This is a genomic window from Verrucomicrobiia bacterium, assembly GCA_035765895.1.
Classification (GTDB): domain Bacteria; phylum Verrucomicrobiota; class Verrucomicrobiia; order Limisphaerales; family DSYF01; genus DSYF01.
Genome location: DASTWL010000047.1, coordinates 19,041 through 32,978 on the forward strand (window position 1 = coordinate 19,041; position 13,938 = coordinate 32,978).

Sequence of the window (13,938 nt, forward strand, 5' to 3'; positions counted from 1 at the left end):
CTTAAGACTGTCGAACAAGGGGATGGGCGTATCGGAAGCGTGGCCCGGGACGCTTTCATCAAGTGGTCAGGCGTCCCGGACCAACCATGGCGCAAGAGAAAGCCCTCTGGAAGCCGCCGGCGCCCATCCCCAAGCGGTGAAGCAAACCACCGCCCACCACGGGACCAATTTATGAAGACAAATCGATCGAAGGAAGGTGCGTCGACTGAAAATTCCGCCGGTTCCGGAGCACGATTAAATGCTCCAAGCCGCCGGAAACCTGAATAACAAGGCTGAACCAGAATCGAGCACCACTTCACCTACCACCCACAAAACGAATCCCCGGCCACCGCATGCTGCAGTCCACTGCCATTCGCAGAGTAGCCTTTCTGGGCGATTATCCACCGCGCAAGTGCGGCATCGCCACGTTCTCGACCGTTTTGCGTTGCTCCGTTGCAGCGGCATTTCCCGCGATCCAATGTCTCGTCGTGCCGGTCAACGATCTTGCGGGCGGCTACGACTACCCCGGTGAAGTCCGCTTCGAAATAGCGGAGCAAGATCTGACGTCCTACCTGCGCGCGTCCGACTTCCTGAACATCACTGACGTGGATGTGGTTTGAGTGGAGCACGAGTTTGGCATTTTTGGCGGTCCGGCAGGCAGTCATGTGCTTGCGTTGTTGCGCGAACTGCAAATGCCCATCGTCACAACGCTCCACACCGTATTGCGTGAGCCGAACGAGGAGCAGCGCCGTGTGATGCGTGAGCAGACCCGGCTCTCGACCCGCCTGGTGGTCATGACCGAACGGGGCAGGGAATTCTTGCTGAACATCTATCAGGTCCCGGCAGCGAAAATTGATCTGATACCGCACGGCATTCCAGACCGGCCGTTTGCGGACCCCAACTATTTCAAGGACGAGTTTGGCGTGGCGGGCAAACAGGTGTTGCTCACGTTTGGCCTGCTCTCGCCCAGCAAGGGCATTGAATTCGCGCTGCAAGCCTTGCCGGACATCATTCGAGAGTATCCCAACATCGTTTACATCGTGCTGGGTCAGACGCATCCGAACCTGCTCCGCGATGAAGGTGAAGCCTACCGCTTGAGTCTGGAGCGCTGGGCGAAGGATCTCGGCGTGCAGAAGAACGTCGTGTTCTTCAATCGCTTCGTGGAACTGGACGAGTTGATGCGGTTCATCGGCGCGGCGGACATCTACCTGACACCCTATCTTAACGAAGCGCAGATCACCTCTGGCACGCTGGCTTATGCGTTTGGCGCCGGCAACGCCGTGGTGTCCACGCCATGCTGGCACGCCGCCGAAATGCTGGCGGCCGGGCGCGGCAAACTCGTGCCTTTCCGCGATGCGAAGGCGATCGCCATCGCGGTCTTGGAATTGCTGCGTGATGAACCCTTGCGGCACTCGATGCGCAAGCACGCCTACCACCTCGGTCGGGATATGGTGTGGAGCCGGGTGGCGCAGCGTTACGCGATATCCTTTGAGCAGGCGCGGAGAGATCATAGTTTCGTGGGCCGAAAATCATCCCCCATCAAGACGCTCGATGAACAGCCCGGGCAGTTGCCCGAATTGAAGCTGGACCATCTATTTCGCATGAGCGATTCGACCGGCATCTTCCAGCACGCGAGCTTTACGGTGCAAATTTTGCCGAGGGCTATTGCACGGACGACAACGCGCGTGCGCTGGTGCTGGCGCTGTTGTTGCAACGGCTGGGCCAGGGCTTGCCGCGTCTCGGCGCACAGGCCGCAACCTACGCGGCGTTTCTCAACCGGGCTTTTGATTCCCAAAGCGGACTCTTTCGCAACTTCATGAGCTTCGAGCGGCGCTGGCTGAATCAAGTCGGCTCAGAAGACTGCCAGGGGCAGGCACTGTGGGCGCTGGGTTTGTGTGTGGCACAGGCCGGCAGGGGCAGTTTTCAGATGCTTGCGGAACGACTCTTCGAACAGGCGCTGCCCGAGGCGGCCAAATTTACATCCCCACGTTCGTGGGCCTTCACGCTCATCGGCATTGATGAATACCTGCGCCGGTTCGGCGGCGACCGGCGGGCGAACCACATCCGCGACGCGCTCACGGCAAAGCTCATGCAGCGCTACGCCGATGCCGCCACCCCGGACCGGCACTGGTTTGAAGAGGTTGTCTCCTACGCCAACGCCAAGCTGCGCCACGCAATGATTCTGAACGGTCGCTGCCTGAAAAGCACAACGATGCTGGAGCTTGGGCTGAAAACACTGCGCTGGTTGATCAACGCTCAAACCTCCGGCGCGGGCTCGTTTCGACCGGTCGGCTCGAACGGTTTTTATCCAAGGGGCATGGCGCGCGCAATCTTCGATCAACAGCCCATCGAAGCCAAACCACGATTTCCGCCTGCATTGAGGCTTATCACGCCACGGGCGACATGTTCTGGGTGGCGGAAGCATGCCGGGCGTTCGAGTGGTTTCTCGGACGCAATGACCTGAGGCTGGCGCTTTACGACTCCACCACCGGCGGCTGTCGTGATGGCTTGCACGTGGACCGTCTCAGCCAGAATCAAGGGGCGGAATCCACCCTTGCCTTTTTGTTATCGCTCGCGGAAATGAAGGCGCTGCAAAACGCGCTCGTCAGTTTTAAGGAACCTGTTGGGAAATAGCTGGTGCAAGTATCCGCGGAAACCATGGTGAATCCGAAGACTATATGATATTAATCAAAACCAAGATGGTGAAGAAAGGCCTGTCATGGCTTGCCTGTTTTTGGACATCAGTGGCGTCTTGCTGATCAACGGCTGGGATCATCGCGCCCGTCGGCGGGCGGCGAAGATGTTTCAACTGGATTTTCGGCGATGGACGCTCGCCATCACCTCGTCTTTGGCACTTACGAATTGGGCAAGCTCAGTCACAAAAAAACCATTGGAGGAATTGCATCGCATCAGCCCAAACGACCCGGATCATCTGCCGCGCGAGATAGAATTGATTGAGACGTTCCGTCACCGGCATCCAAAACTGTCCCAAGTGGCCTGCTTCGACACGGCGTTCCACCAGACCACGCCGCACGTGGCCAGGCTGCTGCCAATTCCGCGCCGCTTCGATGCCAAAGGAATTCAGCGCTACGGTTTTTACGGCTTGTCCTACGCCTACCCGATGGAAGAACTCGCGCGGCTTTCGTTCGCTCGACGTCGCGCGGGCCGAGAGCGACGGACACTGGCAGTTTCCGGGCGTGTTGCCGCCGTTCGATCCGCCGCGCGATGATGCCAAAGCGACCATCGCGCCCGCGCGGGCGATGGGCGTAAAGATAAGATGGTGACGGGCGACGCCTTGGCTATCGCGCAAGAGACCGCCAAGAAGCTAGACATGGGCGCGAATATTTTGGATGCCAGTGGTCTCGGTGACTCGAAGAAGCTGGAAGACAATGCGGTCGCGGAATCCATTGAGAAGGCGGACGGTTTCGCCCTAGCATTTCCCGAACACAAGTTCCACATCATGGATGTGCTCCAAAAGCGCGGCCACATCGTCGGCATGACCGTCGACGGCGTGAACAACTCGCCTGCACTGAAGAAAATCGACTGCGGCATCGCCGTTTCGAGCGCGACAGACGAGGCGCGCGGCCCGTTCTGGTCGATCCGGCCCGCGCGGATTCTGCTACTGATGGCGTTCGGCACGCAAATCGTGGCAACATTGATTGCCGTTTGTGGATTATCCATGCCACCCATTGGCTGGGGGTGGGCGGCCTTGGTTTGAGGCTGCTCGCTGGTGTGGTTTCTCGTAAATGACCGCGTGAAACTGCTCGCGTATCGGATTTTGATCCGGTCAAAGCCAGCACGCCGCCCGACTTGACGCCGCAAATCACCAAACTTGCCTATCAATTTTACGATCGGCGAGGCCGGCAGGATGGCAGTGCGGCTCAGGATTGGGACCATGCGGAACGAATAATTCTGAAAAACGAACCTCGCGAATAAAATGAAACGAGCAAATTTGAAATGAACGACCGGAGTCATTGCTCGCTTTCCCGCCCATTCAGGCGAGACTATAAAATTGAAAACCGCCGCCCTCCACGCCAAACGCATTGGACCAACATTGACCCCGGACTGGTCGCGGGTGCTGATGCGTCCGTTTAACCCGAGCACCGACGACATCGTGCGATGCATCGTCGCCCGCGTCATGGCTCTTTCCGAGGATGAGGTCGTGCGCCTGCTGGGCCAGGCGCTGGGCGAATTTGAGGACCGGCACAAAAACGTCGCCGAAATCCTCTGCAATCGCTTTGAGCAGGTGCGCCATTTTCTCGAACCCGGCGCGCAGCCTTCGCCGGAGCGGCAGGCGCTCATCGGCTCCTATTTGACGCACGAATATTCCCCGGAATCCGCCGCGCTCTTCAATCCATCCATCGTGCCGCATCCGGACCAGTCAGGACTGCCAAGAGGTTCGCAGCGCTTCATCCTGAGCCTGCGCGCCACGGGCGAAGGGCATATATCCTCCATTACTTTTCGCGTCGGCGTCGTCAGTGCGCATCAGCACATCACGCTGACGCCGCCCGTGCCGTTCGTGATGGAGCCGGAACGGGTGCCCAACGTCGCATACCTCAAGGGATTGTTCGCCCATAAGCTGGAAGAAGCTGGCGTGCAAAATGACTTCTGCCGGCGCGTGCTCGACCAGTTGCACGAGGATTTCACGCTCAAGGAACTGCGTGCGGTTCTGGCTGCCTCGGGCCTGACCGAGGACACCTCGGACGCCACGGCCACCCGCGCAGCGCGCGGCACCCTGCTGCTGGCGGAATCCAATTATGAAGTAAACTTCGCGCCCGACAGCAAGGTCTCGCAGCGCGTGCTCTTTCCCGCGGCGCCCAGCCAGAGCAACGGCATCGAAGATGCGCGTTTCGTGCGGTTTGAGAACGACGCAGGCCGCTTCACTTACTATGCGACCTACACGGCCTGCGACGGCAAGATCACCCTGCCGCAATTGTTGGAGACGCCGGACTTCTTGCATTTCAAATTCAGCACACTGAATGGTCCCGCAGTGCAGAACAAGGGGATGGCACTGTTCCCGCGCAAGCTAAACGGTGAATACGTCATGCTCTCGCGCCAGGACGACGAGAACATCCTGATTATGTTCTCTGACAACCTCCATTTCTGGCAGACGCCGAAGGTGCTGCTGTCGCCGGCGCAACCGTGGGAGTTCATCAAGATTGGCAACTGCGGCTCGCCCATCGAAACCGAACGCGGCTGGCTGGTGTTGAGCCACGGCGTCGGTGCGATGCGAAAGTATTGCATCGGCGCATTCCTGCTTGACCGGAAAGACCCCACGCGGGTGATTGGTCGCCTGCGCGAACCACTGATCTGCCCGAATGCCGCCGAGCGCGAGGGCTATGTGCCGAACGTCGTTTACACCTGCGGCGCCCTGCTGCAAGGGTGCGAACTCATCATCCCCTACGCGATGAGCGACTCCGCCACGAGCTTTGCCACGGTTTCTTTCGATGACATTTGGGCGGCGATGGCCTGAGACCGGGTGCGCGGACGGGCTTCCGGGTAGGGTTATACCCCATGGCACTTGTTCCCACTCCGCCTTAGCTTTAGGGCGTGAAGCTAACCATACCGAACCCAACCAAAGGCAGCCCATGTCACTGATATCTCTGGTCGTCACCCTGGTCGTCGTCGGCGTGTTGCTTTGGCTGATCAACGCCTACATCCCGATGGACGGAAAAATCAAAAAGATCCTCAACATCGTCGTAGTCGTTTGCGTCATTGTCTGGCTGTTGTTCGCCTTTGGCATTCTCAGTCACGCAAGCGACATCAGCGTGCCGCAAGTCCGTTAACCTTCGCCGTCAACGCCAGCAATGCCATGATCGCCAATCACGCCCAGTTCATCGCCGCCCTTGAGGAGAAACGAAAGGTGCGGGTGCAGTTCTACTCGCTGCCCGACAACGGCGTTCTCGACCGTGTCTGTGCCCCGATCGATTATGGCCCTGGCGCCGATAATAAAGACGGGCTCAACCGCTACTGGCTCTGGGATTACGCCAGCAATACCGGTTCACACACCCTTGGCCTGATGCCCCAGCAAATTGAGGATTTGCAGGTTCTCGGCGAGGTGTTCGATCCCGCGGAATTCACCAGCAGGTCTTCACCCGCTCCCGTCGCCTCGTCCGGCGGGGGCAAACCTCCGCTCCTATGAACGCATCCCTGGAAACCGCAAGCGGCAAACCCAGACCACGCCTACCAGATGTCGGTCGAATCCAATCGCACCTGTTTTCATGGCGGACCGACGTGGATTTCCCGACCCGGGAACAAACCTGCGTCCGGAGCGCCAGCCGGACGTGGCGGGCGATGTGGATGAAACTCAAACCGTGAACGCGGGATCTTCCAAAGTTATTTTCCGCCGGCGGACGCTGGCCCGTTACCGAAGCGGGCCTTCGGCGGGCAGGCTCGCTACCTCATAGCCTGCCCAGCATTCCCCGTTCATCTTGAAACGAGCGAAATGAAAGAAACGGATCAAAAAGCGGAACGGACCGGCAACAATTCGCGGGTTGAACAAGCTGAAGCGCGCACCGAGCAGGCCGAATCGCGCACGGAACAAGCCAAAACCCGGACGGAGCAGGCGAAGCTGACACTACAGCGCGAAGTGCAAAAGGATGTTCAACTACATCTCGAAACCTCCCCACGACGGCTCAAGAACGTCGTCACGAATGAGACAGCCGAGCCGGAAAATTTACTGGAACAGTTGACCAGGCGGCAGAGCGAGATTCTGCAACTGATTGCGGAGGGTCAGAACACCAAACAGATCGCCGAGTTGCTGAAGGTCAGCCCCAAGACCGTAGAGTATCACCGCATGAAGCTGATGGTCGGCCTAAACTTACACGACGTTCCCGGCCTCGTGCGATACGCCCTGCGCGTGGGCTTGATAGCGGCAGGCACTTGATGAGCAACTCGCAGCATCGGAGCTGAGTGTCGCGGGCACAGTAAAAGCGTTTAGGGAAGCTCGGTGCATTCGCGTCAATAAAATCGAGCAAACCTTCAGCGCCCAGCGAGACGTTTCCTATCGTTGTCCACATCCTGAAATCCGGCGTCGCTTGGATGTCATAGGTGCGGCCAACCGGGCCAGCCACGGTCAGAATTACGCGCCGGTCGAATGCCACTCGTATCCGAAGGTCGACCGCACTCGGCGTCGTGTAGACAACTTCCGCAGAGTAATCGCTTTCCGGCCCGACGGAGTTGATGGCGGTCGCCACAAAATAATAGGTCTGACCGGCTTGGAGGTTGGTGATGGTGGCGTTCTTTACCGCGCTGCTGACGGATACTCTGGCAGTGTAAACCCGCGTGGTGGTGCCGCAATAGACATTGTAACCTGCGAGACTTGCCTCGTTGTTGTTGGAATCCCGCGCCAGGTTCACATTCACCGTTGAGCCCCGAATTCCAGTCAAGGACGCTAACATCAGCAAGGCCATGAAGAGAGCGTGAAAGAGACTGGCTCCCGGCACACCAGCCAGCCACGTGATCGATGAATTGCAGCAACGCTCCAAGCCGGCCCGTCCATTGGTTTGTTCAATGTTGTTTCTCATGAACAACCATCACGGATTGGCGGAGTTCTCGCGACTAGGACATTCCTTACAGCCACCAGAAAAACTCTTGGTTGCAACTCTGTAGTCCCGACCTGGAACGCAAGCAGGTGAAAGGAACGGGACAACAGCAATCCTGGCGTAAAAGTGTATCGTGTCTGCTCCAAGCTGGAGTCTGTAACCCGGAGGTAGGGTAATACCCCATATCGCCCGGCAGGCGCACTGTTCATTATGATCACGTTCAGCGAGGCCATTCTTCCGCGCCCGGAAGACAAGCGGCTCGGGACATTCACTCCTATGAAACATAACAAAAAGAAGGACCTGACAAGCAGCGCCGCTTCTCAACAACCGGAACCTGTCTGCTTTGAATTCACTCATCCGACCGCCCGCTCCGTTTGCATCGCCGGAACGTTTAACGACTGGCAGCCACAAGCCAAACCCATGCACCGCATAGAAGCGGGTCACTGGATGGAGAGCACGGCTTTGGCCGCCGGGACCTACGAATACTGCTTCGTGGTGGACGGTCAATGGATGCCTGACCCGCTGGCCAGCCAAACCGTGCCCAACCCTTTCGGTGGGATGAACTCGATCCTGAAAGTTCACAGTTCGCCGCAGGTCGCCCATCGTGCCGACGGAATGACTTTACCACTCAAAAATGCAAACAATCCACCAACACAAAAATCATGAGCAAGGAAGCCCAAGCCATCAGTAACGACGCCAGCCAACTGGCCGAAAACGCACGCACCTTGGTGGCGGCAACCGCAGACGTGGCCGGAGAAAAGGTCAGCGAAGCCCGCAAGCGCCTCGCCACGGCACTGGAAAGTGGCAAGGAGATGTATGGCCGCGTGCGCGACAAGACAGTCGCCGGCGCCAAGGTGGTGGATCAAACCGTCCGCGAAAATCCTTATCAAGCCATCGCCATCGGCGCCGCGGTCGGCGCACTGATTGGTTATTTGGCCGCCCGCCGGTGCGCTTGCAACCGTGATTGATTCCGTATGGCAGGATCCATGATCAGTTACCGGCATCTGCCCGCAACCTTGAAGCGGACGGTGCGCCGGCTGTTGCGCATCGGGGAAAACCGGCTTGAACTATTGACGGTGGAAGTGCAGGAGGAGCGTATGCATCTCCTGCACACGTTCCTGCTGGCCTTGGGCATGGCGGTGTTCGGGCTGCTTGCCGCGCTGACGCTTAGTGCGGCCATCGTGATCATGTTCTGGGCTTACTCACCGGTGATCGTCCTCCTGATCTTGACCGGCCTCCACGCAGCCGCAGGAGCTTGGCTCGCCCGGCTACTCGCCGGACGACTGCGCGACTGGCAGATACTTCCCGCCACGCTGGATCAACTTCGAAAGGACCGGGCATGTTTGGAAACCATTCTGGAATGAATCCGCTGGCTGCGCGGAGGCAGTTATTGATCGCCGAAAGCGAACTCAACCGCGCCGGACTGGCCGACGATATGACCACGCTGACGGTGGGTGTTCGCACGCTCATCGCGCGAGCCAAATCCTTCGGTTCGCTTGCCTCGGCAGCCGCTGTGCTCGTGGCGGGCGTCACCGCCTTCCGCCGCGGCAAGTCCAGGAACGCCGAAGCAAAGCCATCATGGTTGCCGAAAATTCTCAAAGGCACAGGGCTGGTCTCAACCCTCTGGCAAGCGTTCCGCCGGCAAGGTGGCAATCAACCAGAATGATAGAAACACACCGGAAAGGCAGAGGTATGCTACGAAGCTTGAAACAACTCTACGGAAACCAACTCGGCGCGTCCGATGGCGACATCGGCTTGGTGCAGGATTTTTATTTTGACGATCATAACTGGGCGATCCGTTATCTGGTCGTGGACACAGGTTCGTGGTTGCCGGGCCGACAGGTGTTGCTTGCGCCTCATGCCCTCGGCCGCCTTGATCAGTCGGAAAAAATCCTGCGCGTGAACCTGACCCGGAAACAGATTCAGGACTGCCCGGTGATTGAGTCCCGCCAGCCGGTGTCGCGCCAATACGAAGCGGAGTATTACCGATACTATGGCTGGCCCTACTACTGGCAGGGTGCCGGCTTGTGGGGCATGAGCGGCTTTCCCGTCTTGGAACTGCCTGTAAAGCCGCTCCCGAGCGAATCAGCCGCCGTATTTGGCCCGCAACTGGAAAGGCCCGAGTCGCATCTGCGGAGCACGCAGGCGATGAACGGTTACCACCTCCGGGCCGGCGAGGAAATCATCGGCCACGTGTGTGACTATATGATGGACGCGCAAAGCTGGGCCATTGGTCAACTCGTCATCCGGACCGGACATCGCCTGACCGGCAAGGAGGTGCTGGTTGAAGTGAAGAACATAAACCGCATCAGCTACGAAGAATCCACTGTTTTTGCCAGTCTGACCAAGGACGGCATTGAGCAAAGTCCTGCACGCTTGCTCACTCCAGTCGGCAATTGAGAATCGGTTGGCAAAGCTGGTGAAGTTGTGGAGACGTCTGCCAGCAATGGACGAGTTTTCAGCAGCCGTGCCTGGAAGACGTTCACATTATGTGGCCTCTATGATCTTACGGCGGGATTCAACTCATCAATAAGACTCCTATCGAATACATGCGGGGGCTTCTCTCCCGGTTCTAGCTGTCCAGGAAGCTGGCACAAGCCATGGATTCTCGGGGCTTCAAGGTGGGGTTTCACCCCATGGCACAAGACGCCGCGTCAAGGCACATTCGGGTGTTGGCCCCGCGCGAAACACGGCAATCGCTTTCTCAAACGCCTTGTCCATGCGGCGCCGGCAATGAACAAGAAAGGCGTAGAACGCGAAGGAATTATTATGTTAAGCAAAGCCAAAACACTGAGGGGTTATTCATTGCAAAATATCGACGGGGAAACCATCGGAAAGGTCAAGGAATTCCACTTCGACGACCGGTATTGGACCGTTCGCTATCTGGTCGCCAACACGGGCCCCCGGCTCACGGGCCGACAGGTGCTGATCTCCCCGCAAGCGCTGATCGCAGTGAATCATGATCATAAAAATATCGTCACCGATTTAACCAAAAAGCAGATCGAGAGCAGTCCTGTCGTGGCCACTGACAAGCCCGTCTCGCGACAGCGTGAGGAAGAGTTGCAATCTCACTATGGCTGGTGGCCCTACTGGAGTATGGGCCCATATGCCGGGCTCGGGCATCCCGTGCCTGACTCACTATCCGAGAGGGCCCAAGCAGGGACACGAGTGGAAGCGAAACCGACGGGCGATCCAACCCTGCGCAGCATGCAGCACGTTAGGGGGTATCGCATTCAGGTCGCGGACGGCGAGATTGGCCACGTCGAGGATTTTCTCATCGATGACGCGACGTGGGCGATTCGCTACCTGCTGGTTGCCACGCGGAACTGGTGGCCCGGAAAGAAGGTCCTGGTTTCACCGCTATGGATCGAGCGCGTGAGTTGGAGCGAGTCGAAAGTTTTCGTAAATCTCTCCCTCGACGCCATCAGGCAGTCGCCCGAATACACGGAGGCAGCTCTCCTGACTCGGGATTACGAGACCAGACTCCATCGCCATTACGACCGCCACGGTTACTGGGTTGCAGAAATGGTGGTTGCGGAGCACACCCTTTGGCAACTCAAGGACGGAACCATCCAGTCGCAGGCTAATCGCGGCCCAGCGAAAGCGACCTTGTTATGAACCATACCAAACTTGGATCAGGCTCTTGGCGGCGGAGCATGCGTTAGAGCTGGAATCTGTACGCGTCAAAGTCACTGCTTTCCGCCGGCACTTTCGGGAAACTTTTCAACCCGATGCGAACATTGTTACAGAAAGCGAAACAGTCAAACTGCTGGCGCGCCGTCAAGCAGGCCCGAACGCGTTGGGCGGAAGTGGATGGCGACCAACGTGCCGCCGCCTTTGCCTATTACCTGCTGTTGTCGCTCCTGCCTTTGACCATTCTGCTCGTGACCGTGGGGTCGCTGTTCGTCGACCGCGAAGTAACGACACAAGCGATCATTAAGTTGGTCAATTACTACATGCCGCTGACCAGCGAACAAGAGAGCGCTGCCGTGGCGGGTATCAGCGAATGGTTGCAAGCGCGCGGCAAGATCAGCCTCGCCGCACTGCCGCTGTTGGTCTGGGGCGCGCTGAAATTCCTGCGCACGCTGATTCGGACCACGAATCGCATCTGGCATTCGAAGACTTACAACTGGTGGCGCTTGCCGTTGCAAAGCGTCGGCTTGTTCGGCATCACAGCCAGCGCGGTGATGATCGGCGTCTTGCTGCCCGGGGTGGCGCAGCTGGTCCGGGACTGGTTCACGGCTCCTCTCCAATTTCCCGAGTGGACGTTTACCCTGATGTTCAAGTTCGTCCCGTGGCTCGTGCTGTTCTATGGCTTGATCATGATCTACCGGCTGGCGCCCAGCAGGGCCACCCGGTTTTCCGAAGTCTGGCTCGGTTCGCTGGGTGCGACCGGATTGATCTGGCTTGCCGAAGGGCTATTCCTGGTTTACGCGACACACTTTGCGCACCTAAACCTGCTCTACGGTGCACTCGGCGGCATCGTGGCATTCCTGCTCTGGCTGTATCTCTCAAGCTGCGTTGGCGTGTTCGGCATTTGCTTTCGTGCAGCGCGGGGGGAGGTTCGAGGGAGTTTACTGGCAGCGCCAGGACCAATGAGACCTTCTCAGGGCCGCCTTGAGGGACCGATCCATCTCCAAGTTGCCGCCGATTTTTCAATGGCTGTCGGGCAACAGGTTTCCCCACATTCATCACTTAACGCCGCGGATTCCCAATTACACCCTTGACGGCGCCACCAAGGCGGAGCCTTTGTTTCAAAAGGTGCCGGCGATCACGCAGTTCGCTAGCCTGAAATCCTTCACCTCCCGCCTCTGGGATGAGAAGCCGCATCATCTGGCTGGCCTCGGTCATCTTCGAAATCTTCAGCGGATGACACCCAATTGACCGGCCTCTTCCCTCACTAAATTGCGGGTGAAGCAGGGCCTCCAAAACACCACACCCGCCCTCCTCATTGCTTCACCAACCGGCGCACGACACCCTTGAGCGTCAGACCCTGGGCTAGAATGGAAAAGATGACCACGATGTAGGTCACGGCCAGCACGATTTCTCGTTCGTTCCCGGCAGGGAGTGACAACGCCAACGCAACGGAAATGCCGCCGCGTAGTCCGCCCCACGTCATGATGGTGACGGCGCCGGGTGTGAAATCACGACAGCGACGGATGACGGTCAAGGGCAGGACCACACTCACCCAACGCGCCAGCAGAATGGCCGGAACGGCGATCAGTCCCGCGAGAAGCAAATCACGCGTGAAGGCCAGCACCAGAATTTCCAGGCCGATCAGCACGAAGAGTAATGCATTCAGGATTTCATCAATCAATTCCCAGAAAGCATCGAGATTTTTGCGCGTGATGTCACTCATGGCAAACTGCCGCCCGTGATTGCCGATGAACAATCCCGCGACCACGACGGCGATGGGGCCGCTGACGTGAATCGCGGCGGCTAACGCATAACCACCCATCACCAAGGCCAGGGTCAGCATCACCTCCACCCGATAATTATCCACACTTTTCAACAGGCGATAGGCAATCCACCCGATGAGGAAGCCGAAGATTGCTCCACCCACAGCCTCTTCGAGAAACAGCAGTCCGATGTGTCCCGCCGAAGCGTGCTGGCCGCTTACGGCGATTTCCCGAAGGACAATGAATGCCACCACGCCAATGCCGTCGTTGAACAGAGATTCCCCGGCGATCTGAACTTCCAGACTGCGCGGCACTTTAGCCTCTTTCAAAATCCCGATCACCGCGACCGGATCGGTTGGCGATATCAACGCGCCGAAGAGCAGGCACCAGACGTAGCTCAGTTTGAACCCGAGCCACCCCAACGCAAACCAAACAAGCGTGCCGAACACGAACATCGAGATGAGCACGCCCACGATGGCAAGCGTGGCGATGACGCTTCGGTGTTCGGCCAGATCCGTTAGGTTAATATGCAGGGCACCCGCGAACAGGAGAAAACAAAGCATGCCCTGCATCAGCGTGTTGTCGAAATCAATTTGCCCGAGCAAATGCTCGGCTGCCTGATGGATTCGCGGCGCAAAATGTCCGGCACCAATCAATCCAAGCGAGACAAGGAGCGCAATCAGCATCACCCCAATCGTCGCCGGCAGCTTGAAGTAGCGGAAGTTCAGATAGCTGAAGATCGCCGTCAACGAGATGAGGATCGCGGTGATTTGAAACACGGTCACTGGCATAAGCCTAGAGCCGTCTCTGCGAAAAGGAAAGCAACGCAGACCCGGCTTTCGCCCCCGGAAGCTTAACTCCACGAACCTGAACCGCACGCGGGGTGAACGCCCCATGGCAAACGGTTATCATCGTGACAAGAACACGAAGACATGCCTGCGCATTGACCACGGGTTTGTCGTCCACCGTGTCATAGACCGTGGGCGTCTTGAGATGGGGCGCTCAATTGAGTGAGG

The 13,938-nt window shown here is 58.2% G+C and carries 14 protein-coding genes and 3 pseudogenes; 16 read left to right on the plus strand and 1 reads right to left on the minus strand.

Annotated elements, in window-relative coordinates; translation table 11 throughout:
- Window positions 1-332: 332 nt before the first annotated feature.
- From VFV96_09950 to VFV96_10025, 16 genes and pseudogenes are all read left to right on the plus strand, one after another.
- Window positions 333-599 (plus strand): hypothetical protein, encoded by a 267-nt coding sequence (locus VFV96_09950; GenBank protein ID HEU5070719.1) that lies wholly within the window; start codon window positions 333-335, stop codon window positions 597-599.
- On the plus strand, window positions 600-1,799 hold the full coding sequence (locus tag VFV96_09955; GenBank protein ID HEU5070720.1) for a glycosyltransferase family 4 protein: 1,200 nt from the start codon (window positions 600-602) through the stop codon (window positions 1,797-1,799).
- Entirely contained in the window at window positions 1,796-2,443 is a 648-nt protein-coding gene (locus VFV96_09960; GenBank protein ID HEU5070721.1) for a hypothetical protein, read from the plus strand. Before VFV96_09955 ends, VFV96_09960 begins: the two co-directional genes overlap by 4 nt.
- Before the next feature lie 411 nt (window positions 2,444-2,854).
- Window positions 2,855-3,121 (plus strand): annotated as a pseudogene (locus tag VFV96_09965) (acetate/propionate family kinase).
- Window positions 3,114-3,793: pseudogene (locus tag VFV96_09970) on the plus strand (hypothetical protein). Before VFV96_09965 ends, VFV96_09970 begins: the two co-directional pseudogenes overlap by 8 nt.
- Window positions 3,794-4,060: 267 nt before the next feature.
- On the plus strand, window positions 4,061-5,452 hold the full coding sequence (locus VFV96_09975) for a glycoside hydrolase family 130 protein (GenBank protein ID HEU5070722.1): 1,392 nt from the start codon (window positions 4,061-4,063) through the stop codon (window positions 5,450-5,452).
- A 115-nt stretch (window positions 5,453-5,567) separates the two neighbouring features.
- Window positions 5,568-5,765 carry a Thivi_2564 family membrane protein gene (locus VFV96_09980; GenBank protein ID HEU5070723.1) on the plus strand — a complete coding sequence of 66 codons (198 nt, stop codon included), beginning with the start codon at window positions 5,568-5,570 and terminating at the stop codon, window positions 5,763-5,765.
- A 26-nt stretch (window positions 5,766-5,791) separates the two neighbouring features.
- A complete protein-coding gene (locus tag VFV96_09985; protein ID HEU5070724.1) occupies window positions 5,792-6,121 on the plus strand; it encodes a hypothetical protein in 330 nt (109 codons plus the stop codon).
- Window positions 6,122-6,658: 537 nt separating this feature from the next.
- Window positions 6,659-6,865: pseudogene (locus tag VFV96_09990) on the plus strand (LuxR C-terminal-related transcriptional regulator).
- Window positions 6,866-7,733: 868 nt separating this feature from the next.
- Window positions 7,734-8,189: a glycogen-binding domain-containing protein gene (locus VFV96_09995; protein HEU5070725.1), complete on the plus strand. Its 456-nt coding sequence runs from the start codon at window positions 7,734-7,736 to the stop codon at window positions 8,187-8,189.
- The gene (locus VFV96_10000) at window positions 8,186-8,491 is read left to right on the plus strand and encodes a DUF883 domain-containing protein (protein HEU5070726.1); all 306 of its coding nucleotides are present in this window, start codon (window positions 8,186-8,188) and stop codon (window positions 8,489-8,491) included. The genes VFV96_09995 and VFV96_10000 overlap by 4 nt, the downstream gene beginning before the upstream one ends.
- 18 nt (window positions 8,492-8,509) lie before the next feature.
- Entirely contained in the window at window positions 8,510-8,887 is a 378-nt protein-coding gene (locus tag VFV96_10005; GenBank protein ID HEU5070727.1) for a phage holin family protein, read from the plus strand.
- Window positions 8,884-9,189, plus strand: a complete 306-nt coding sequence (locus VFV96_10010; GenBank protein ID HEU5070728.1) for a hypothetical protein — start codon at window positions 8,884-8,886, stop codon at window positions 9,187-9,189. The genes VFV96_10005 and VFV96_10010 overlap by 4 nt, the downstream gene beginning before the upstream one ends.
- A 38-nt stretch (window positions 9,190-9,227) precedes the next feature.
- Window positions 9,228-9,923 (plus strand): PRC-barrel domain-containing protein, encoded by a 696-nt coding sequence (locus VFV96_10015; protein ID HEU5070729.1) that lies wholly within the window; start codon window positions 9,228-9,230, stop codon window positions 9,921-9,923.
- A 333-nt stretch (window positions 9,924-10,256) separates the two neighbouring features.
- Entirely contained in the window at window positions 10,257-11,141 is an 885-nt protein-coding gene (locus tag VFV96_10020) for a PRC-barrel domain-containing protein (GenBank protein ID HEU5070730.1), read from the plus strand.
- A 113-nt stretch (window positions 11,142-11,254) separates the two neighbouring features.
- On the plus strand, window positions 11,255-12,250 hold the full coding sequence (locus VFV96_10025) for a YihY/virulence factor BrkB family protein (GenBank protein ID HEU5070731.1): 996 nt from the start codon (window positions 11,255-11,257) through the stop codon (window positions 12,248-12,250).
- A 221-nt stretch (window positions 12,251-12,471) separates the two neighbouring features.
- Here VFV96_10025 and VFV96_10030 read toward each other — a convergent pair whose 3' ends face one another.
- Window positions 12,472-13,785 carry a sodium:proton antiporter gene (locus VFV96_10030; GenBank protein HEU5070732.1) on the minus strand — a complete coding sequence of 438 codons (1,314 nt, stop codon included), beginning with the start codon at window positions 13,783-13,785 and terminating at the stop codon, window positions 12,472-12,474.
- Window positions 13,786-13,938 lie beyond the last annotated feature (153 nt).

What these genes read in the sequence shown, in the direction of transcription:
- VFV96_10020 (HEU5070730.1), top strand. Translation starts at nt 10,257, where the DNA reads ATGAACAAGAAAGGCGTAGAACGCGAAGGAATTATTATGTTAAGCAAA.
- VFV96_09960 (HEU5070721.1), top strand. Translation starts at nt 1,796, where the DNA reads ATGAGCTTCGAGCGGCGCTGGCTGAATCAAGTCGGCTCAGAAGACTGC.
- VFV96_10025 (HEU5070731.1), top strand. Translation starts at nt 11,255, where the DNA reads ATGCGAACATTGTTACAGAAAGCGAAACAGTCAAACTGCTGGCGCGCC.
- VFV96_10000 (HEU5070726.1), top strand. Translation starts at nt 8,186, where the DNA reads ATGAGCAAGGAAGCCCAAGCCATCAGTAACGACGCCAGCCAACTGGCC.
- VFV96_09975 (HEU5070722.1), top strand. Translation starts at nt 4,061, where the DNA reads ATGCGTCCGTTTAACCCGAGCACCGACGACATCGTGCGATGCATCGTC.
- VFV96_10005 (HEU5070727.1), top strand. Translation starts at nt 8,510, where the DNA reads ATGATCAGTTACCGGCATCTGCCCGCAACCTTGAAGCGGACGGTGCGC.
- VFV96_09995 (HEU5070725.1), top strand. Translation starts at nt 7,734, where the DNA reads ATGATCACGTTCAGCGAGGCCATTCTTCCGCGCCCGGAAGACAAGCGG.
- VFV96_09950 (HEU5070719.1), top strand. Translation starts at nt 333, where the DNA reads ATGCTGCAGTCCACTGCCATTCGCAGAGTAGCCTTTCTGGGCGATTAT.
- VFV96_09980 (HEU5070723.1), top strand. Translation starts at nt 5,568, where the DNA reads ATGTCACTGATATCTCTGGTCGTCACCCTGGTCGTCGTCGGCGTGTTG.
- VFV96_09985 (HEU5070724.1), top strand. Translation starts at nt 5,792, where the DNA reads ATGATCGCCAATCACGCCCAGTTCATCGCCGCCCTTGAGGAGAAACGA.
- VFV96_10010 (HEU5070728.1), top strand. Translation starts at nt 8,884, where the DNA reads ATGAATCCGCTGGCTGCGCGGAGGCAGTTATTGATCGCCGAAAGCGAA.